This is a genomic window from Streptomyces sp. NBC_00316 (genome assembly GCF_036158715.1).
GTDB lineage: Bacteria > Actinomycetota > Actinomycetes > Streptomycetales > Streptomycetaceae > Streptomyces.
In genome coordinates this window covers 5,930,569-5,950,463 of record NZ_CP108023.1, presented here as the reverse complement: position 1 = coordinate 5,950,463, position 19,895 = coordinate 5,930,569, and the positions used below count along the sequence as shown (strand labels likewise).

The 19,895-nt window shown below is 69.1% G+C and carries 13 protein-coding genes; 3 read left to right on the top strand and 10 right to left on the bottom strand.

Annotated features, from left to right (window positions below; genetic code table 11):
• Positions 1 to 225 precede the first annotated feature (225 nt).
• From OG878_RS26385 to proB, 4 genes are all read right to left on the bottom strand, one after another.
• Positions 226 to 819: an SCO2584 family spore wall biosynthesis protein gene (locus OG878_RS26385; RefSeq protein ID WP_328889076.1), complete on the bottom strand. Its 594-nt coding sequence runs from the start codon at positions 817 to 819 to the stop codon at positions 226 to 228.
• 66 nt (positions 820 to 885) lie between these two features.
• Positions 886 to 2,169: a glutamate-5-semialdehyde dehydrogenase gene (locus OG878_RS26380; protein ID WP_328889075.1), complete on the bottom strand. Its 1,284-nt coding sequence runs from the start codon at positions 2,167 to 2,169 to the stop codon at positions 886 to 888.
• 135 nt (positions 2,170 to 2,304) lie between these two features.
• Positions 2,305 to 2,817 (bottom strand): hypothetical protein, encoded by a 513-nt coding sequence (locus tag OG878_RS26375; protein WP_328889074.1) that lies wholly within the window; start codon positions 2,815 to 2,817, stop codon positions 2,305 to 2,307.
• A 142-nt stretch (positions 2,818 to 2,959) separates the two neighbouring features.
• Positions 2,960 to 4,066 carry a glutamate 5-kinase gene (proB, locus tag OG878_RS26370; protein ID WP_328889073.1) on the bottom strand — a complete coding sequence of 369 codons (1,107 nt, stop codon included), beginning with the start codon at positions 4,064 to 4,066 and terminating at the stop codon, positions 2,960 to 2,962.
• Positions 4,067 to 4,413: 347 nt separating this feature from the next.
• Here proB and OG878_RS26365 point away from each other — a divergent pair, with 347 nt between their 5' ends.
• The gene (locus tag OG878_RS26365) at positions 4,414 to 5,013 is read left to right on the top strand and encodes a dTDP-4-dehydrorhamnose 3,5-epimerase family protein (RefSeq protein ID WP_328889072.1); all 600 of its coding nucleotides are present in this window, start codon (positions 4,414 to 4,416) and stop codon (positions 5,011 to 5,013) included.
• Positions 5,014 to 5,080: 67 nt separating this feature from the next.
• On the opposite strand, the gene rfbD is transcribed toward OG878_RS26365, so the two are convergent.
• The 4 genes from rfbD to galE all read right to left on the bottom strand — a co-directional run bounded on the left by rfbD (position 5,081) and on the right by galE (position 9,852).
• Positions 5,081 to 5,977: a dTDP-4-dehydrorhamnose reductase gene (gene rfbD, locus OG878_RS26360; protein ID WP_328889071.1), complete on the bottom strand. Its 897-nt coding sequence runs from the start codon at positions 5,975 to 5,977 to the stop codon at positions 5,081 to 5,083.
• A complete protein-coding gene (gene rfbB, locus OG878_RS26355; RefSeq protein WP_328889070.1) occupies positions 5,974 to 6,960 on the bottom strand; it encodes a dTDP-glucose 4,6-dehydratase in 987 nt (328 codons plus the stop codon). Before rfbB ends, rfbD begins: the two co-directional genes overlap by 4 nt.
• Entirely contained in the window at positions 6,957 to 8,027 is a 1,071-nt protein-coding gene (locus OG878_RS26350; protein ID WP_328889069.1) for a glucose-1-phosphate thymidylyltransferase, read from the bottom strand. Before OG878_RS26350 ends, rfbB begins: the two co-directional genes overlap by 4 nt.
• 853 nt (positions 8,028 to 8,880) lie before the next feature.
• Positions 8,881 to 9,852 (bottom strand): UDP-glucose 4-epimerase GalE, encoded by a 972-nt coding sequence (gene galE / locus OG878_RS26345; protein WP_328889068.1) that lies wholly within the window; start codon positions 9,850 to 9,852, stop codon positions 8,881 to 8,883.
• A 282-nt stretch (positions 9,853 to 10,134) separates the two neighbouring features.
• On the opposite strand from galE, the gene OG878_RS26340 reads away from it, so the two are divergent.
• Together OG878_RS26340 and OG878_RS26335 are read left to right on the top strand one after the other, a co-directional pair.
• The gene (locus OG878_RS26340) at positions 10,135 to 12,366 is read left to right on the top strand and encodes a bifunctional glycosyltransferase/CDP-glycerol:glycerophosphate glycerophosphotransferase (RefSeq protein WP_328889067.1); all 2,232 of its coding nucleotides are present in this window, start codon (positions 10,135 to 10,137) and stop codon (positions 12,364 to 12,366) included.
• Positions 12,367 to 12,388: 22 nt separating this feature from the next.
• Complete coding sequence (locus OG878_RS26335; RefSeq protein WP_328889066.1) at positions 12,389 to 15,970, top strand: bifunctional glycosyltransferase/CDP-glycerol:glycerophosphate glycerophosphotransferase; 3,582 nt, start codon at positions 12,389 to 12,391, stop codon at positions 15,968 to 15,970.
• A 90-nt stretch (positions 15,971 to 16,060) separates the two neighbouring features.
• Here OG878_RS26335 and OG878_RS26330 read toward each other — a convergent pair whose 3' ends face one another.
• Complete coding sequence (locus tag OG878_RS26330) at positions 16,061 to 18,046, bottom strand: glycosyltransferase (protein ID WP_328889065.1); 1,986 nt, start codon at positions 18,044 to 18,046, stop codon at positions 16,061 to 16,063.
• Positions 18,047 to 18,440: 394 nt separating this feature from the next.
• A complete protein-coding gene (gene obgE / locus OG878_RS26325) occupies positions 18,441 to 19,880 on the bottom strand; it encodes a GTPase ObgE (RefSeq protein ID WP_328889064.1) in 1,440 nt (479 codons plus the stop codon).
• Between the last annotated feature and the right edge of the window lie 15 nt (positions 19,881 to 19,895).

Sequence of the window (19,895 nt, the reverse complement as noted above, 5' to 3'; positions counted from 1 at the left end):
CTTCTCCCGACTCCACGTCACCGGCCGAAGCCGACGCGCTACGCCCTGCTTCAGCCGTAAGGCCTCGGGCAGAGCCTGTCCGTCACGAGTTCGTATGCGCGGACGAGTGAGAAGCCCCCTCTGGGGCGAGGGGTCACACTTTCAGGGTAGGTCGATTGCCGCGATGGTAAACGCGCTGGCGTGTGAGAACTCGTCCGAGTTCCCACACGCCAGGGCTACTGCGCATCAGGGCGTACGCGGGACTGCGGAGACCGCCGGCCGGGAGTACTGGGTGGAGGAGGGCGCGACGGCGCCCGGTGCGCTGTCCACGCCGGTGGTGGCCGGCGGGGGGACCTGGTCCTGGCGATTGGCCGAGGCGCCCCGATAGACGGCGCTGAAGGCCAGCGCGACCATGCCGATGCCCATGAGCAGCGCGAGCAGCCAGGCCACCGGACGGTGCCACCGGGCGGCACCACGGTAGGGGCGCAGGGCGCCGCCGTGGCGCCCGTAGGGGCCGTTGTCGTAGTCGTCGAGCTCGTCGGGATCCAGCGGGTCGCCGTAGGGGCTTCCGCGGCCGTACCCGCCGCCCGGGCCGAACGTGTCGTCGTACAGCTCGTCGTCGGCGGGACCGCCGCCAGCGCGGGCCCGGGCCGCCTCGGCCTCGGCGCGCGCCTGCGCAGCCGCCAACAGCCGCTCGACTGCGGTGGGTTCATGGAACTCGGCGGCCCGCACGAAGTCCTCGTCGAACACCACGGAGGCGAAGTCCTTGTCCGCGCCCCCGCGGTCGTCGTCGGGCTCCCAGCCGTCCGGGAACGGCCTGCCCCCCACGTCGTCCGGCACAGCCTCAGCGTAGCCCCGGTGGGTCGGTTTGGGCAGGGAGACCGCAAACTCGCCGGTGGCCGAAGATCACCGTACGTGACCGTCTCCGGTCACGATGTACTTCGTCGACGTCAGCTCCGGCAGCCCCATCGGGCCCCTGGCGTGCAGCTTCTGCGTGGAGATCCCGATCTCCGCACCGAATCCGAACTGCCCCCCGTCGGTGAACCGGGTGGATGCATTTACGGCGACCGTCGTGGAATCGACCAGCTGGGTGAACCGGCGGGCGGCGGCCTGCGATGTGGTGACGATCGCCTCGGTGTGACCGGACGACCAGAGCCGGATGTGGGCGACGGCCGCGTCCAGCGATTCGACGACGGCGGCCGCGATGTCGTACGAGAGGTACTCGGTCTCCCAGTCCTCCGGCGTCGCGGGCACGACGGTGGCCTTGGACCCCTCGGCGTACTCCAGCACCCGCTCGTCGCCGTGGACCGTCACCCCGGCGTCGGCCAGCGCGTCCAGGGCCCGGGGCAGGAACTCCGCGGCGATGTCCTTGTGGACCAGCAGCGTCTCGGCGGAATTGCAGACGCTCGGCCGCTGGGCCTTGGAGTTGATCAGGATGTCGACGGCCATGCCGAGGTCGGTCTGCGCGTCCACGTAGACATGGCAGTTGCCGGTGCCGGTCTCGATGACCGGGACGGTCGACTCCTCGACGACCGTGCGGATCAGGGAGGCGCCGCCGCGCGGGATCAGTACGTCGACGAGGCCGCGGGCCCGCATCAGTTCCCGTACCGAGTCGCGGTTCTCGCCCGGCACCAGCTGCACCGCGTCGGCCGGCAGTCCGGCGCCGCCGACCGCGTCGCGCAGCACCCGCACGAGTGCGGTGTTGGAGGCGTACGCGGAGGACGAGCCGCGCAGCAGGACCGCGTTGCCCGACTTCAGGCAGAGCGCCGCGGCATCCACCGTCACATTGGGCCGCGCCTCGTAGATGATCCCGACCACGCCGAGCGGCACCCGGACCTGGCGCAGGTCGATGCCGTTGGGGAGGGTCGAACCGCGCACCACCTCGCCGACCGGGTCGGGCAGCGCCGCCACGTCCCGTACATCGGCGGCGATGGCCCGGACCCGCTCGGGGGTGAGGGTGAGCCGGTCGATGATCGACTCGCTGGTCCCGGCCTCACGGGCGCGCGCGACGTCCTCGGCGTTGGCCGTGACGATCTCGGCCGTCCGCACCTCGAGGGCGTCCGCGATCGCCAGCAGCGCATCGTCCTTCGCCGCGCGCGGCAGTGGCGCGATGTCGGTGGCGGCGGAGCGTGCCCGGTAGGCGGCCTGGGCGATCGGGGACATGTTGTCGTACGGCGAGAGCGTGGTCATGCCCGCAGGGTAGTGCGCACACAGCGGGCATCCCTCACGTATCCCGTGATGCGAGACGGCCGTCCCAGGCCGCGCCGGACCGGTGGAACCGGCAGCACGGAGCCGTGGGTTGAACCGGGCGACCGGTCCGGCCGGTCAGTACGGGTGCACGCCGACCGGTGCCGCCGGGGGCGGCCCGTACCCCTCGGCGATGCGCAGGTGGTACGTCTCCCGGTCGATGACCTCGAGGCCGACGATCTCCCAGGGCGGCAGCTTCGCGCTGGAGCGGTGCTCGCCCCACAGCCGCAGGGCGACCGCCGCCGCGTCGTGCAGATCCCGTGCCTCTTCCCAGTAGCGGATTTCCGCGTGGTCGTTGGCGTACCGGCTGGTCAGCAGGAAGGGGTGGTCGTTGGCGAGCTGTTCGAGTCCGCGTCTGACCTCTTTCAGCGGCGTCTCGGTACCCGAGACGCTGAGCGTGATGTGCCACAGCTTCGACCGGGTGCGTTCCTCCTTCGCCGCCGCCGGCTCGGGGCCGGTGGCGTCGTCGGTGGTCCGGTCGACGGTGCGGTCCGCGGACCGGACCTCGTCGAAGCCGACACCTGCTCCGACGCTGGTCAGGGCGCGGCCACCCGTTCCTCGGGGCGACGCCCCCGGGCGCGCTCGTCTCACCGGCGGCCTCCTGTGAATGCGTTGCTGTGCTGTACCCCGCTGTGTCCCCGTTACAAAGTTGACCAGCCCGGGGCCGGGCGTGGGGCGGTTTTCAGGAAGCTCTCTGCCCGAAGCCCGGACTTTCAGCCGTTTCAGGGGCCGGTCAGCGGTGCAGGAGAACGAGATCGTCCCTGTGTACGACCTCGCGTTCGTACTCCGGCCCGAGCTCGCGCGCCAGCTCACGGGTGGACCGGCCGAGCAGCTGCGGGATCTCCTTGGCGTCGAAGTTGACGAGCCCCCGGGCCACGGGGCGGCCCTGGAGGTCGCGCAGCTCCACCGGGTCTCCTGCGGCGAAGTCGCCCTCCACGGCGGCGATCCCGGCGGGCAGCAGGGAGCTGTGGCGTTCGACGACGGCCTGCACCGCGCCGTCGTCGAGGGTCAGCGAACCCTGCGGGGTGGAGGCGTGGGCCAGCCAGAGCAGCCGGTCCGCCGACCGGCGCCCGGTGCGGTGGAAGTACGTACCGGTGTCGCGTCCCGAGAGGGCGTCGGCGGCGCGGGACGCGGAGGTGAGGACGACGGGCACCCCCGCCGCCGTGGCGATCCTGGCCGCTTCGACCTTGGTGACCATGCCGCCGGTGCCGACGCCCGCCTTCCCCGCGCTGCCGATCGTGACACCGGCCAGGTCGGCCGGGCCGGCCACTTCGACGATGCGCGAGGTGCCGGGGGTGCTGGGGTCCCCGTCGTAGAGGCCGTCCACATCGGAGAGGAGGACGAGCAGATCGGCGCGGACGAGATGGGCGACGAGCGCGGCGAGCCGGTCGTTGTCGCCGAACCGGATCTCGTCGGTGGCGACGGTGTCGTTCTCGTTGACGATCGGGAGCGCGCCCATCTCCAGGAGCTGGTCGAGGGTGCGGTAGGCGTTGCGGTAGTGGGCACGGCGGCTGGTGTCGTTGCTGGTGAGCAGCACCTGGCCGACGCGTACGCCGTAGCGCGCGAAGGAGGCGGTGTAGCGGGCGACGAGCAGCCCCTGGCCGACGCTGGCGGCGGCCTGCTGCCTGGCCAGGTCCCGGGGCCTGCGGTGCAGGCCGAGCGGGGCGAGCCCGGCGGCGATGGCGCCGCTGGAGACCAGGACGATCTCCTTCTCGCCGCCGCTCCTGACTTTGGCGAGCACGTCGACGAGCGCGTCGACACGGTCCGCGTCTAGGCCGCCGGCGGCGGTGGTCAGGGACGAGGAACCGACCTTGATCACGATCCTGCGTGCTTCGGTCACGCCCTGCCTTGCCCCTGCCACGTGCACGTCTGCGTCCTCGTCGTCTTCGTCGCCGTCTTGATCGTCCTCGGCAGCGCCTGCCTGGCCGTCAGGGTACGTGAGCGGGGCGGATCCCCGGACCGGACAACTGTTCCCGGTAATCGGACCCCCGCTTTCCCTTACCGGCTTCGGAGCAATGGCCGATGCGCCGGCGGGTGGCGCGATCCGGACAGCCGAATCAAATGATTTACATATTCCAAATGGCTGCCGACGACGCATTCACGGGAGCCGTGAACCGTGGCAATTCCCGATAAATTGACTGCCGCCATTCCGGTCCGTCTCACGCACCCGAACAAGGATGTGATCGCATGCGGCAGCTCTCCTTCCCCGGGGCCTGGGTGCATGAGCCCAAGCTCTTTCCGGACAGTCGCGGAAGCTTCCACGAGTGGTTCAGGAAGTCCGACCTCGACGAGGCCACGGGGCACGGTCTGCAGCTGGCACAGGCCAATTTCTCGATCTCCAGCCGGGGCACCCTGCGCGGCATCCACTTCGCCGATGTGCCGCCGAGCCAGGCCAAGTACGTCACCTGCGTACGCGGCGTGGTGCTCGACGTCATCGTCGACATCCGGGTCGGCTCCCCCACGTACAAGCAGTGGGAGGCCGTACGCCTCGATGACGTGGTGCATCACGCCGTCTACCTCGCTGAGGGGCTCGGCCATTCCTTCATGGCACTGACCGATGACGCCGCAGTCGTCTACCTGTGCTCCGAGGGCTACGCACCCGGCCGTGAACACGGCATCCATCCGCTCGACCCCGCGCTGGGCATCGAATGGCCCGAGGGCATCACACCACTGCTCTCCGACAAGGACGCCCACGCACCTTCGCTGGCCGAGGCCGAGGCGCAGGGGCTGCTGCCGTCGTACGAGGCCTGCCGGGCGTACTACGCGGAGCTGCGCGCCCGGGGCTGACCCTCCCCGGGACGGCGCGACGGGGTGCGGACCCTCCAGGGAATCCAGCAGGCTCCAGGGCCCGGAATCACCTGGACGTGCTGCGCCGTTCCGCTGCGCACAGGGCCGGGAACGCCTGTTCCAGCGCCTCCCGCCAGTCGCGGACCGGTGCCATCCCGGCCGCCGCCCAGCGGTCGTGTCCGAGCACGCTGAACGCGGGCCGCGGAGCGGGCCGGACGAAGGCGTCGCTGGTGGTGGCCCGTACACGCGCCGGTTCGGCCCCCAGCAGCCGGAAGATCTCCCGGGTGAAGCCGAACCAGGTCGTCTCGCCGCCACTGGTGCCGTGGTAGATGCCGGCGGGCGCGGTGCCTGCGAGGGCGGCCTGTCCGAGCCGGACGAGCCGGTCGGCCAGATCAGCGGTCCAGGTGGGCTGCCCGCGCTGGTCGTCGACCACGTCGAGGGTGTCCTTGACGGCCTCCAGCTTGATCATCGTACGGACGAAGTTGGGACCGCCTGCGCCGTACAGCCAGGCGGTACGGACGACGTAGCCGGCGTCCGGAAGGGTGTCGAGCACCGCGCGTTCGCCGGCCAGTTTGGTCCGGCCGTAGGCGCTGCGCGGCCCGGTGGCGGCGTCCTCCGGGTACGGCTTCTCGGCGTCCCCCGCGAAGACGTAGTCGGTGGAGACGTGGAGGAGTACGGCGCCGTGCGCACGGCAGGCCGCGGCGAGGACCCCGGGGCCCGTGCCGTTGACCCGCAGCGCCGCCGCCTCCCGGGACTCGGCGTCGTCGACGGCGGTCCAGGCGGCGCAGTTCACCACCACGGCGGGGCGGTGGTGCGCGAAGGCGGCCCGCACCGCGGCGAAGTCGGCGATGTCGAGGGCCGCTCGGTCCGCGGCGACCGCGGTGACCAGCTCACCGGCGAGCCGGGCCAGTACGTCCCGGCCGAGCATCCCGGCGGCTCCGGTGACCAGCCAGACGCCGCTCACAGGACGGCCCGTTCCCTCAGCGGCTCCCACCAGGCACGGTGGTCGCGGTACCACTGCACGGTCTCGGCGAGGCCGGTGCGGAAGTCCTTGCGGGGCTCGTAGCCGAGCTCCTCGCGGATCTTCGTGCAGTCGACGGAGTACCGCCGGTCGTGGCCCTTGCGGTCCTCGACGTACGTGACACCGGTGTCCCAGTCGGCGCCACAGGCGTCCAGCAGCAGTCCGGTGAGTTCCTTGTTGGACAGTTCGGTGCCGCCGCCGATGTTGTAGACCTCGCCGGCGCGGCCCTTCGTACGGACCAGTTCGATGCCCTGCACATGGTCGTCGATGTGCAGCCAGTCACGGACGTTGGCACCGTCGCCGTACAGCGGGACCGGCTTGCCGTCCAGCAGGTTCGTGACGAAGAGCGGGATGACCTTCTCGGGGAAGTGGTGGTGCCCGTAGTTGTTGGAGCAGCGGGTCACGCGTACGTCGAGGCCGTGCGTGCGGTGGTACGAGAGCGCGATCAGGTCGCTGGACGCCTTGGACGCGGAGTACGGGGAGTTGGGTGCCAGCGGGTCGGTCTCGGGCCAGGAGCCCTCGTCGATCGAGCCGTAGACCTCGTCGGTGGAGATGTGTACGAAGGTCTCGATGCCTGCCAGATGCGCGGCGTGGACCAGGGTGTGGGTGCCCACGACGTTCGTGCGGACGAACTCGGCGCCGCCGTCGATGGAGCGGTCCACATGGGACTCCGCGGCGAAGTGCACCACCTGGTCGTGCCCGGCCATCAGCTCGGTGACCTGTTCCGGATCGCAGATGTCGCCCTGCACGAAGGCGAAGCCGGGGTGGTCACGGACCTCGTCGAGGTTGGCCGGGTTGCCCGCGTAGGTGAGCTTGTCGAGCACGGTGACGGCGACGTCGCCGGGTCCCTGCGGGCCGAGCACCGTACGGACGTAGTGCGAGCCGATGAAACCGGCCCCGCCGGTCACCAGGATGCGGGTGGTCATGAGGAGATCTGCACCTTGCTGTGGTCGCCGAGCACGAGTCGGTGGGCGGACGGGGAGCGGGGCGCCGGAGTCACTTCGACGTCATGGCCGATGAGCGAGGCCTCGACGCGGCGGACACCGTCGATCGAGGCGCCCCGCAGGACGATCGAGTACTCGATCTCGCTGTCCTCGATCCGGCAGTCCTCCGAGACCGAGGTGAACGGACCGACGTACGCGTCACTGATCACCGAGCGGGCGCCGATGATCGCGGGGCCGACGATCCTGCTGCCGCTGACCTTGGCGCCGGCCTCGATCCGGACCCGGCCGATGATCTCGCTCTCGTCATCGACGTCGGCGCCCTCGACGGACGGCTCGACGGTCTCCAGCACCGTCCGGTTCACCTCCAGCATGTCGGTGACATTGCCGGTGTCCTTCCAGTACCCGCGGATCGTGGTGGAGCGGACGTCGCGCTTCTGGTCGATCAGCCACTGGATGGCGTGGGTGATCTCCAGCTCACCCCGCCAGGACGGTGCGATGGCGCGCACCGCCTCGTGGATGGCGGGGGTGAAGAGGTAGACGCCGACGAGCGCCAGATCGCTCTTGGGCTTCCTCGGCTTCTCCTCCAGGGCCACCACCCTCCCTTCGGCGTCGAGTTCGGCGACACCGAAGGAGGTCGGGTCGGGCACCTGGGTCAACAGGATCTGCGCCTCGGGCCGGTCCGCACGGAACGCGTCGACCAGGCCGGTGATCCCGCCGACGATGAAGTTGTCACCGAGGTACATCACGAAGTCGTCGCCGCCCAGGAAGTCACGGGCGATCAGCACCGCGTGCGCCAGTCCGAGCGGCTCGGCCTGCGGGATGTAGGTGACATCGATGCCGAACCGGGATCCGTCGTCGACCGCCTCCCGGATCTCCTCGGCCGTGTCTCCCACGATGATGCCGACCTCGGTGATACCGGCTTCCGCAATGGCTTCGAGGCCGTAGAACAGGACCGGCTTGTTCGCTACGGGGACCAGTTGTTTGGCCGAGGTGTGCGTAATGGGACGGAGGCGGGTGCCGGCCCCACCGGAAAGTACGAGAGCTTTCATTTTTCCTGCCCGATGGTGAGATGCCGGTCATGTCGCGGTCGCGACCTTCGAGGTGATTTTACTGAGAATCATTGTCCGTTCTGCGGCAAAATAGGCCCACGGAATCGAGATGCGCCCGGTTGACGCCCGGCAACGTTTCCTGGACTCGCACATTTCTTCCACAGTGGCAGACGCTTGCGGAAACGACCGTCACGGCGGCGTTGCATCCGGACACCCCCCTGCTGGTCGCTTCCACCACGACCGGTCTCGCGGCGACAGCGGTCCTGCATCACCGGCAGCCGGGCCTGAACGCGCAGTTCACCAAGATCAGGGCCGATGTCACGACGCGTCAGACACTGCGTGACTTCCTGCCGATCGTGAGCCTGCTCCAGCCGAACGGACAGGAGCAGGAGACGGACTTCCTCCCACTCGTCTGCGGCCTGCCGCTCTTCCACGCACTCCACTTCGCCGGCCACGTCACGGCGACGCCCGTGCGCGCCAACCGCGCGCTGCCACTGCTCACGCGCAACATCGGCGCCTGGGCCCTGGGCATCACCCCGGCACCCCCCGCCCTGCTGATGGGCCCGCCGGGACCGCGGCTGCTGCCGATCGGCCTGCCCGCCACCGCGGGCCTGCCGGCATCGTCGTGCGCGCATGGAGCAGCGGCTGCTGTCCCTGATCCCGGCCCAGCGCGGGGCCTCGGACGAGCAGGCGGGGACGGCCGCCGCCGGAGAGTCCTCGAATTCGCTGCACGAGGCGTAACCGCCCGCCCGGCGCACCGGCAAGGACGACGAAGGGGCCCGCACACCTGCGGGCCCCTTCGTCGTTGCTCCTGGTCACGCGTGGCGTCGGAGCCTACGCGTGGTGGTGAAACCTACGCATGGTGGTGGACCCAGCCCTGCCACGCCGAGTCGATCATCTCGTCCACTCCGTACGTCGCCGACCAGCCCAGCTCCGCCCGGATCCGGTCGGCTCCGGCGACCACACGTGCCGGGTCGCCGGGACGGCGGGCCGTCACCTCGGGGGTGAGGTCGCCACGGCCGGTCACCTTGAGGATCCGGTCGACCATCTCCTTCACGGAGCTGCCCTCACCGCGGCCGATGTTGAGCGTGAGGTCGGTACCGCTCTCGGCCCCGTCGAGCCGGCGCGCGGCCGCCAGGTGCGCGGAGGCGATGTCCTCCACGTGGATGTAGTCGCGGATGCAGGTGCCGTCGGGGGTCTCGTAGTCGTCGCCGAAGATCCTCGGGCCCTCACCGGCTTCCAGCCGCTCGAAGACCATCGGGATGAGATTGAACACCCCGGTGTCGGCGAGTTCCGGGGAGGCGGCGCCCGCGACATTGAAATAGCGCAGAGAGGCGCAGCGCAGGCCGTGGGCCCGGGCGGCTGCGTGGATCAGCCATTCGCCGACGAGCTTCGTCTCGCCGTACGGGCTCATCGGCATACAGGGGGTGTCCTCTGTGACGAGGTCCACATCGGGCATGCCGTAGACGGCGGCGGACGAGGAGAACACCAGCCGGTCGACGCCCGCCGCGACCATGCTCTCCAGCAGCGTCTCCAGCCCGGTCACGTTCTCCCGGTAGTAGTGGAGCGGCCGCTCGACGGACTCGCCCACCTGCTTCTTTGCCGCGACGTGCACCACACCCGTCACTGCGTGGTCACGGATCGCCGCGTCGAGCGCCTGCCGGTCGAGCACGCTGCCGGTCACCAGGGGCACCCCGGCGGGCACCTTCTCGGCGCTCCCCGTCGACAGGTCGTCGTACACGACGACCTGCTGACCGCCCGCGAGCATGGCGCGCACGACGTGTGCGCCGATGTATCCCGCCCCACCTGTAACCATCCAGGCCATTTGCGCGTCTCCCTGTACGAGGTCATACCGTCGGCTTCACTCTACGTGCAGGAGAAATGGAGCCGAGTAAATAGGACTTTTTGTACTATAATTCCATGAACCCCTTCATCGAGGGGATGCCGGGACGAACGCCCAAAGGTGAAGCCCGGGCGAACTCAGGGCCACGGTGAGCCGACGGCGATCAACTACGCTGTCGAGGTGCTCGGGCGCCGCCCCGTCGTTCAACGGTGCGGAATCGGTGCCGGCACACGAACCCTCGACAGCTTTCAGGACTGGTGAAGGATGCCTCGACTGACACTCATCGTGCCTGCCTACAACGTGCAGGGGTACATTCGGGAGTGCCTCGACTCCGTACTGCAGCAGGACTTCACCGACTTCGAGATCGTCGCCGTGGACGACTGCTCGCCGGACGGTTCCGGCGACATCATGGACGAGTTCGCCGGTCGAGACAGTCGTGTGCGCGTCCTGCATCTGAGGGAGAACGTGGGGCTGGGCCGCGCCCGCAACGTCGGCATCGAGCACGCGACCGGTGACTATCTGCTGTTCCTCGACAGCGACGACACCCTCGAACCCGGCTCTCTGAGCGCCATCGCCCGGCGGCTCGAGACGACCGACGATCCCGACGTCCTGATCTTCGACTACACGCGCGCCTACTGGGACGGCCGGCGCCTGCCGAACCAGCGCGCCAGCCTGCTCGCCGAGACAGGCCCTGCGGTCTTCTCGCTGGCGGACCGGCCGGAACTGCTGGATCTGCTGCAGATCGTGTGGAACAAGGCGTACCGGCGCGACTTCGTCACACAGCACGGTTTCCAGTTCCCGCCCGGTTATTACGAGGACGCCCCGTGGACGTACTCGACGCTGATAGCCGCGGACCGTCTGGCGGTGCTCGACCGCACCTGCGTCCTGTACCGGCAGCGGCGTGAGGGCGGCAACATCCTCCGTACCGTCAGTCGCAAGCACTTCGATGTGTTCGACCAGTACGACCGTGTTTTTGCCTATCTGGACGCACGCCCCGAGCTCGACCAGTGGCGCCCGGCGCTCTTCCGGAAAATGGCCGACCACTATCTGACCATCATGGAGAAGCCCGGCCGGCTGCCGCGCGACGCACGGTCCGAGTTCTTCCACCGCGCGTCCACGGACTACAAGCGCAGGCTGCCGGACGGCTTCGTACGCCCGCCGGGCGGCCGCGGCCACAAGTACGCGCTGCTGGGCATGGGCTCCTACCCGGCGCTGGCCACCGCCACCCGGGCCCGCCGACTGCGCAACCGGTCCGTCCTGCGCAACCGCGAGCGCGTCGGCCGTGCCAAGCGCGCCGCCATGGGCATGTTCTACCAGTCCCAGCTGAGGCTCGGGATCGACGAGAACCTGGCGGTGTTCTCGGCCTACTGGAGCCGCGGTTACTCCTGCAACCCCGCGGCCATCGACGCCGAACTGGCCCGGCTGGCCCCGCACATTCGCCGGGTCTGGGCGGTACGGGCCGACCAGGTGAGCCAGGTGCCCAAGGGCGTCGAGGTGGCGGTCCTGGGCTCCCGTGCGTACTGGACGGCGGTGGCGCGCGCCAAGTACCTGGTCAACAACGTGAACTTCGCCAATGCGGTGGTCAAGCGCGAGGGCCAGATCCATCTGCAGACCCATCACGGCACCCCGTTGAAGATCATGGGGCTGGACCAGATGAACTTCCCGGCCTCCACGAACATGGACTTCGAGGACCTGCTCACGCGCTGTGACCGCTGGGACTACAGCCTCTCGGCCAACCGCTTCTCGACCACCGTGTGGGAGCGGGTGTACCCCTGCCGGTACACCTCCCTGGAGACCGGCTATCCGCGCAACGACGTCCTGATCAACTCGACTGCCGCGGATGTGGCGCGGGTCCGCCGTGAGCTCGGTCTCAAGGACGGCGCCAGGGTCTTCCTGTACATGCCGACCCACCGCGAGTACCAGAAGGAGTTCACCCCGCGGCTCGACCTGTCACGGCTCGCCGACGAGCTGGGCGAGGACGTCACCCTCCTGGTACGCGGTCACTACTTCTACAAGCCGGACGGCCGGCTGGCCGAGCTCCAGACCAGCGGCCGCATCATCGATGTGTCGGCGCACCAGCGCGTCGAGGACCTCTACCTGGCCTCGGACGCCCTGATCACCGACTACTCGTCAGCGATGTTCGACTACGCGAATCTCGACCGGCCGATCGTGATCTTCGCTGACGACTGGGACACCTACAAGGTGGTCCGCGGCACGTACTTCGATCTGATGGCCGAGCCTCCCGGCGCCGTTGCGACCAGCCAGGCGCAGCTCACCGAGACGCTCCGGTCCGGCGAGTGGCGCAGCGAGAGCGCCGCCGCTCTGCGCAGCGCGTTCCGTGAACGCTTCTGCGACTACGACGACGGACACGCGGCGGAGCGCGTCGTCCGCAAAGTCTTCCTGGGCGAGGAGAACCTCCTTCCCGTCGTGCCGCTTGCCGACCGCAAGCCGGCACCCACCCCAGCCCAGGCGCTCGAACCGGTCGAGCGGGTCTGACCCGAAAGGAATCCTGAAAGACATGACCCCCCGGCTCAGTGTCATCGTGCCCATATACAACGTCGAGGCGTATCTGGAGGCCTGTCTCGACTCCGTGGCGACGCAGACGCTCACCGACCTGGAAGTCCTCATGGTCGACGACGGTTCGACCGACGGCTCTGCGGCCATCGCCACCCGGTACGCCGAGCGCGACGCCCGTTTCCGCCTGGTGACGAAGGAGAACGGCGGCCTCGGCTCGGCCCGTAACGCAGGACTGGCGCACATGTCGGAGGAGAGCGAGTACTTCGCGTTCCTCGACAGCGACGACGTCATTCCGCCGGACGCCTACCGATTGATGGTCACCAGCCTGGACGAGACCGGTTCGGACTTCGCCACCGGGAATGTCTTCCACCTCAAGGGCGAGCGGTCCTGGCAGGTGCCGCTGATGAAGATGCTGGCCGGCGAGGCCCGCAAGCGCACCCACATCTCCGAGAACCCCAAGCTCGTCGCCGACCGCATCTCGTGCAACAAGGTGTTCCGCCGCACCTTCTGGAACAAGCACGGCTTCGCCTTCCCCGAGGGCGTGCTCTACGAGGACAGCGCCGTCGTGCTGCGCGCCCACTATCTGGCCGAGGCCATCGACCTCATCGGCGAGCCCGTCTACTACTGGCGGCTGCGCGAGGGCGAGTCCGCACCCTCGATCACCCAGCGCCGTACCGACCCGCAGGGTGTCCGGGACCGTGTCGCCGCCTGCGAGTCGGTGACGAACTTCCTCGCCGAACGCCCCGGTGCCAAGTGGGCCAGGTTCAAGCGCGAGTACGACGCCCGTGTGCTCCGGGACGATCTGCGGATCTTCCTCAACGTCGTGCCGGACGGTGACGAGGAGTACCGCGAGGCCTTCCTCGCCTCCGCGAACCGCTACCTCGCACAGGTCGCCCCCCAGGTCCTCGACGAACTGCCCGCCGAGCTGCGCGTGCAGTACGCGCTGGTGCGCCGCGGTGCGATACCCGAGCTGATCGACCTGCTGGCCGACCAGCGGCGGCGTGAGCCGGTCGAGGTGAGCGGCTTCATACGCAAGTACGCCGGTTTCAAGGCCCTGGAGCGGAGCGGGGTCAGCCTCTCCAAGAAGACCCTGCGCATCGACAAGGACCTGGCCCTCAGGACTCCCCTGGTCGGTGTCACGTGGCACGACGACAAGCTCGTCCTCACCGGTGACGCCTGGATAGACAAGATCGACATCCCCAACCGGCGCAGCACCGCGAAGTTCATCCAGTTCAAGAAGGACGGTTCGCGCCGCCGGCTGATCTTCCCCGCGAAGAACGTCTACCGGCCCGGCCGCACGTCCGACACCTGGCAGAAGCGCTACAACTACGACTGGTCGGGCTGGGAGTTCACTCTCGACCCGGCGAAGCTCCGCCACAACGGGCAGTGGGAGGAGGGGCTCTGGCACATCGGTGTGGTGGTGATGAGCTCCGGGCTGCTGCGCCGCAGGGGCATCCAGTCGAACGGCGGCAGCGCGGCCAACTTCCCGCCGTACACCTGGCTCGACAAGAACTTCCGGATGCTGCCGAGCGTCGAGGGCGCCGCACTCAAGCTGCGCATCGAGCGGGTCAACGCCCTGGTCACCGGACGTGAGCTGGACGGCGATCAGATCGTCGTCAGCGGCGAGATCCGTACCCCGGTGCGGGACACCGACTCCGTCACGCTCGAGGTCTCCAACCAGGGAAGCGGTGAGGTCCGGCAGTACGCCGTCACCGTCGTGCCGTCCGCGGACGGCACCGCCGCCTTCCGGGTGACGGTCCCGCTCGCCGACGTCGCCCTCGTGACCTCCGAGGCCACCGAGGACCATGCCCAGCCCCGCGTGCGCAACTGGAGCACGGCCCTGCTGATCACGGGCACGGACGGGTCCGAGCCGCGCCGTCTGACCGCCGTCGTGCAGGAAGGTCTCGAGGACGCCCGGTTCCAGCTCCCCGAGTCCATGGGGTCGCAGGCCTCACGCCACGAGCTGACCGTGATTGCGAATCACAACGGCTATCTCAAGTTCCGCGGCCAGACCGAGCGTGCCGTGATGCACCGGGTCGGCGAGCGGGACGGCCGGATCGTCATCGCCGGCCGGGCCCCCGTCCACCTGGTCGGTTCCGAGCTGGTGCTGAAGGCCAAGGAGCGGTTCGACGAGCGCTTCGTCGCGATCGACTGGCAGGCCGACGGGACGTACGAGGCCGCCTTCGACCCGTCGACACTCGGCGGCGGTGCCCAGGGCACCATCCCGCTGAAGGCAGGCCGCTGGAACTTCCTCCTCCGTCCCACCGACGGCTCCGACGTCGAGTTCGTGATCGACCGGCTCGCCACGGACCAGTTCCCGCTGCACACGCTGCTGAGCGGCCGGCGGTACTGGCTGGAAGCGCGCTGGCACGACTTCCCGCAGCTCAACTGCCGTTCGGAGCTGGCCGATGTGGAGCGCGGCCCGTTCCGCCAGGCCCAGCTGCGCCGCGATGTGTACGAGGCCAAGTGCCGTGAGCCGCTGCGCGACCAGGTCTTCTACCTGAGCTACAACGGCAAGCAGTACTCGGACAGCCCCCGCGCCATGCACGAGGAACTGGTGCGCCGCGGCGACGACCTGAAGCACCTGTGGGCCGTCCGCGACGGTCAGGTCGAGCTCCCCGAGACGGCCGAGAAGGTCCGTATGTGGGGCACCGAGTGGTTCGACGCGCTCGCCTCCAGCAAGTACATCGTGACCAACGCCCACCTCCCCGAGTGGGTGATCCGCCGTCCCGGACAGGTCATCGTCCAGACCTGGCACGGCACGATGCTGAAGAAGATCGGTCACGACATCGACACGCTCCACTTCGACAAGGAGTACCAGAAGCGCCTCGAGCTGGAGGCGAAGAACTGGTCCATGCTCGTCTCCTCGAACCGCTTCAGCACGCCGATCCTCAAGCGCGCCTTCTCGTACGACGGGGAGATCCTGGAAGCCGGCTATCCGCGCAACGACTACCTCTACTCCCCCGAGCGGGAGATGCTGGCCAAGGAGATCAGGGAGCGCATCGGTCTGCCCGCGGGCAAGAAGGTCGTGCTGTACGCACCGACCTGGCGTGACGACCAGTCGCACCGGGCCGGCCAGTACTCCTTCGACCTCCGACTCGACCTGGAGGACGCCCGCCGCCGGCTGGGCGACGACCACGTCCTGCTGATCCGGCGCCACTCCAACGTGGTCGACCAGGTGCCGGGCGCCGGCAACGGCTTCGTCTGGGACGTCTCCGAGTACCCGGACATCGCCGACCTGTATCTGGCCTCGGACATCATGATCACCGACTACTCGTCCGTGATGTTCGACTACGCGCACCTCAAGCGGCCGATGCTGTTCTTCACGTACGACCTGGAGCACTACCGCGACACCCTGCGCGGCTTCTACTTCGACTTCGAGAAGGACTCGCCCGGTCCGCTGGTCCGCACGTCGACCGAACTGATCGACTCGATCCGGGACATCGACACCGTCTGGCCCCGGTACAGCGAGCGCTTCGACCGCTTCCACCACCTGTTCTGCGACCTGGACGACGGCGCGGCGTCGAAGCGGGTCGTCGACCGGATGCTGGAGCAGGCGAACGAGCTCAGGGACAGCGAGTAGCGGCACGCCAGAGAGCACAGAGCAAAGGGTGCGGGCCCCGGAGGATTTCCTCCGGGGCCCGCACCCTTTGTTCCTGTGTGCCGCGCGAGGTTACGGCGCCACATCCACGGTCTTGAAGGCGAGCTGCGACAGAGCCGTGTAGTACGGCCTGATCTCGACCTTGGTGACGGGGCGCGGGACGGGCTTGCCGCCGTTCAGCGCCCGGTTCACCCGGGAGCCGACCTTTGCGGGCAGGGTGCGCTTGGGGTCCGGCAGGACACGCACCTGAGGCCGCGGGAAGGTGAACACGCCGATGGGCTCCAGCACATCGGTGGCCAGCTTGCCCAGCTGGACGCGGGCGGCGCCCTCGGCGGGCCGCAGCCACACGTCCCAGATCTGCTCGGGTCCCTCGTGCTCATCGGCCAGCAGCGCGCAGTCGACCCGGGCCGTGATCCGCCGGCCCTCCACGGCCGATACGGGGAAGGTCAGCACTCGGTTCTTGTCCTTACGGTGCACGGCTTCCAGAGCGGCGCCGCGGCCGAGCTCACCGCCCCAGTAGCCCGCCTCGATCTCGGCGCTCTCGGTGGAGATCATCAGGGTGTCGACCTCCACGTGGGAGTCGCGCACCACGCTGCGCATCCGCAGGCGGTCCTTCTCGCCCTGGTACGGCAGGAGCAGTTCCATGGCGGGGGCGCCGTTCTCACGCGGCAGCGGAACGTTCAGCAGGTCTCTTGCGTCCACGCCGTAACCGTCCACACGGAGCGGTACCTCGTGGCCCGCGGCCGTCCGGATGGACAGTTCCCAGGTCCCGGCCGGAAGTCCGCCGCGCCACGGAATGACCGCGGCGCCCTCGGACGTCAGAGCAAAACATTCCTCCTGGTCCAGCTTCCCGACCCGGCTGCAGACCACGTCGGCCTGGTGCACGCCCTCGGGCAGCGCACCGACCTCGATGTGGACCGAACCCTCGGCGTCCACCCGCGCGGTGGCCTGCGTGGGCAGCGCCCGGCGGGCGAACGCCTCGTGCAGGATCGCCTCGAAGCGCTCGCAGCTCGCGGGCTCGTGGAAGCGCACCGCTCCGCGTACGGCGGCCTCGCCCATGCGCTTGCGGCGCTCGTCGTCCTCGACGAGTTCGAGGATCGCCTCGGCCATCGCGTCGGTGTCGCCGCGCGGAACGACGATGCCGTCCTCGCCGTTCGTGATGATGTTGCGCGGCCCGTGGTGGGCGTCGAAGCTGACCACGGGCAGTCCCGCCGCCATCGCCTCCACGATCACGTTGCCGAACGCTTCCCGCTTGGACGGGAGTACGAAGATCGAGCCCTTGCTGAACTCCGGGGAGACCGGGGCGGCGGGGCCCATCAGCGTCACGGTGTTGTGGAGGCCGAGCGTCTCGATCTGCCGGCGCAGATTGGCCTTCTCGGTACCGCCGCCGTAGATGCGCAGTCGCCAGTCGGGGCGCTTGCGGACAATGGTGGCGAAGGCATCCACGACCGCGGCGAAGTTCTTGTTCTCCTTGAGGAGACCGGCGGCGATGATGACCTTGTTGGTGCTCTTGGACTGCACGGGGGCGGCGGGCACACAGTTCGGCATGACCGCGAGCCGGTTGCGTACGCCGGGTACCTGCTTGCCGATGCTCTCGACCTCTTCGGGCGTGAGAGCGGTGAGCGCGTCCAGCGAGTGATAGGCCTCGAACAGCCGGCCCTGGTAGTACTTCGCGTAGATCGAGGGCATCGAGTGCTCCTGCGTGACCCGCAGATAGTCACCCTTGGCGTACGACAGCATGATCGTGTTCCGCGGGCTGGAGCTCACCACGACATCCGCGTCGGTGGTGTCCAGGAATTCCAGGAGCCGCAGCTCGGCGAGCCGGCTGACCACGGGCTTCTTCTCCGCCGGGTCGACCGGATAGATCTTCGGGAACACCTCGATCAGCGGGTTGTCCAGGTCGGAGACCGGGGAGTGCGGACGCAGATCGGTGAGGACGCGTACGGAGACCCTGGGGTCGAGCGGGAAGTAGGACTCGTCCCGTACCTTGCGCAGGGCGACGATCTCGACTTGGTGTCGTGCAGCGAGAGCGCCCGCGAGGTTCTGCGTGGCGCTCACGACTCCGCCCATGTGGCACAGGTCTCGTACCAGAAAAGAAATCTTCACTAGCGTCTTTCGGCAGGGCCGCGACTCGCGGCGATCCCCGGGCAGCCTCGTGCGCGGGTGACCGCGCTCCCCTCGCCCCTGGCTGAGGACGCACCCATGTGCCCCTCGCCTGGCATGACCCACTGAGGCGTCAGAGGGTTGTACGCACTGCGAATCTTTTTTGAGTATTTCTGCAAAGCCTGGCGATCATACAGTCACAGCTTTCCCGTTAGCAGCATAAATCGCCCAGGAGGCCGCTCCCCCGCGGGAGCAGCCGGAACGCCCGGTCCCGGACTCCTGGATCAGGGGCCGGGACCGGGCGACGTGAAGCAGCGGGACGGGGCTCCGGGCTCGGCCGGACCCCTCCTTATGCGAACGGGTCGAAATCCTCGTAGGCCTTGCCCGCCTCGTCGCGCTCCGTCTCGCGGTCGCGACGGCGCTGAGCGGCCGGACGCGGGGCTTCGAGACGGTGGTCCTCGCCACGCCGGCCGAGCATCTCCGCGCCCGCCGCCATGGTCGGCTCCCAGTCGAAGACGACCGCGTTGTCCTCGGCACCGATGGCCACGCCGTCACCCGCGCGGGCACCGGCCTTCATCAGCTCGTCCTCGACGCCGAGCCGGTTGAGCCGGTCCGCGAGATAGCCGACGGCCTCGTCGTTGTTGAAGTCGGTCTGGCGCACCCAGCGCTCCGGCTTCTCGCCGCGCACCCGGTAGATGCCGTCGTCCTCCAGCGTGACGGTGAAGCCCGCGTCGTCCACGGCCTTCGGGCGGATGACGATGCGGGTCGCCTCCTCCACCGGCTTGGCTGCGCGCGCCTCGGCGATCACACCGGCGAGCGCGTAGGAGAGATCCTTGAGACCGATGTGAGCGACGGCGGAGACCTCGAAGACGCGGTAGCCGCGCTCCTCGAGCTCCGGGCGGATCATGTCGGCGAGGTCCTGGCCGTCCGGGATGTCGATCTTGTTGAGGACGACGATGCGGGGCCGGTCGTCCAGACCGCCGTACTGCTTCAGCTCCTCCTCGATCATGTCGAGGTCGGAGACCGGGTCGCGGTCGGACTCCAGCGTCGCCGTGTCCAGCACGTGCACGAGCACGGAGCAGCGCTCGACGTGCCGCAGGAACTCCAGGCCGAGGCCCTTGCCCTGGCTGGCGCCGGGGATCAGGCCCGGGACGTCGGCGATGGTGTAGACGGTGCTGCCCGCGGTGACCACGCCCAGGTTCGGGACGAGCGTGGTGAACGGGTAGTCGGCGATCTTCGGCTTGGCCGCGGACAGGACCGAGATCAGCGAGGACTTGCCCGCGCTCGGGTAACCCACCAGGGCGACGTCGGCGACGGTCTTCAGCTCCAGGACGATGTCCCGGGACTCGCCCGGCTCGCCGAGCAGCGCGAAGCCGGGGGCCTTGCGGCGTGCGGAGGCGAGCGCCGCGTTGCCGAGGCCGCCACGGCCGCCCTGGCCGGCCACGAACGTGGTGCCCTGGCCGATCAGGTCGGCCAGCACGTTGCCGTTCCTGTCGAGCACGACCGTGCCGTCGGGGACCGGCAGGACGAGGTCCTGGCCCTCCTTACCGGTGCGGTGGTCGCCCGCGCCGGGCTGGCCGTTGGTGGCCTTGCGGTGGGGATGGTGGTGATAGTCGAGGAGCGTGGTGACGTCCTGCTCGACGACCAGGGTCACATCGCCGCCACGGCCGCCGTTGCCGCCGTCCGGGCCGCCGAGCGGCTTGAACTTCTCACGGTGAACGGAGGCACAGCCGTGGCCTCCGTTACCCGCGGCGACATGCAGCTCGACGCGGTCCACGAAGGTGGTCATGGTGGAAACCTCCAG

Bases quoted from the DNA above. Each gene is read 5' to 3' on its own strand.
- OG878_RS26380 (WP_328889075.1), bottom strand. From the start codon at position 2,169: ATGACCACGCTCTCGCCGTACGACAACATGTCCCCGATCGCCCAGGCC.
- OG878_RS26365 (WP_328889072.1), top strand. From the start codon at position 4,414: ATGCGGCAGCTCTCCTTCCCCGGGGCCTGGGTGCATGAGCCCAAGCTC.
- rfbB (WP_328889070.1), bottom strand. From the start codon at position 6,960: ATGACCACCCGCATCCTGGTGACCGGCGGGGCCGGTTTCATCGGCTCG.
- OG878_RS26350 (WP_328889069.1), bottom strand. From the start codon at position 8,027: ATGAAAGCTCTCGTACTTTCCGGTGGGGCCGGCACCCGCCTCCGTCCC.
- galE (WP_328889068.1), bottom strand. From the start codon at position 9,852: ATGGCCTGGATGGTTACAGGTGGGGCGGGATACATCGGCGCACACGTC.
- OG878_RS26340 (WP_328889067.1), top strand. From the start codon at position 10,135: ATGCCTCGACTGACACTCATCGTGCCTGCCTACAACGTGCAGGGGTAC.
- OG878_RS26335 (WP_328889066.1), top strand. From the start codon at position 12,389: ATGACCCCCCGGCTCAGTGTCATCGTGCCCATATACAACGTCGAGGCG.
- obgE (WP_328889064.1), bottom strand. From the start codon at position 19,880: ATGACCACCTTCGTGGACCGCGTCGAGCTGCATGTCGCCGCGGGTAAC.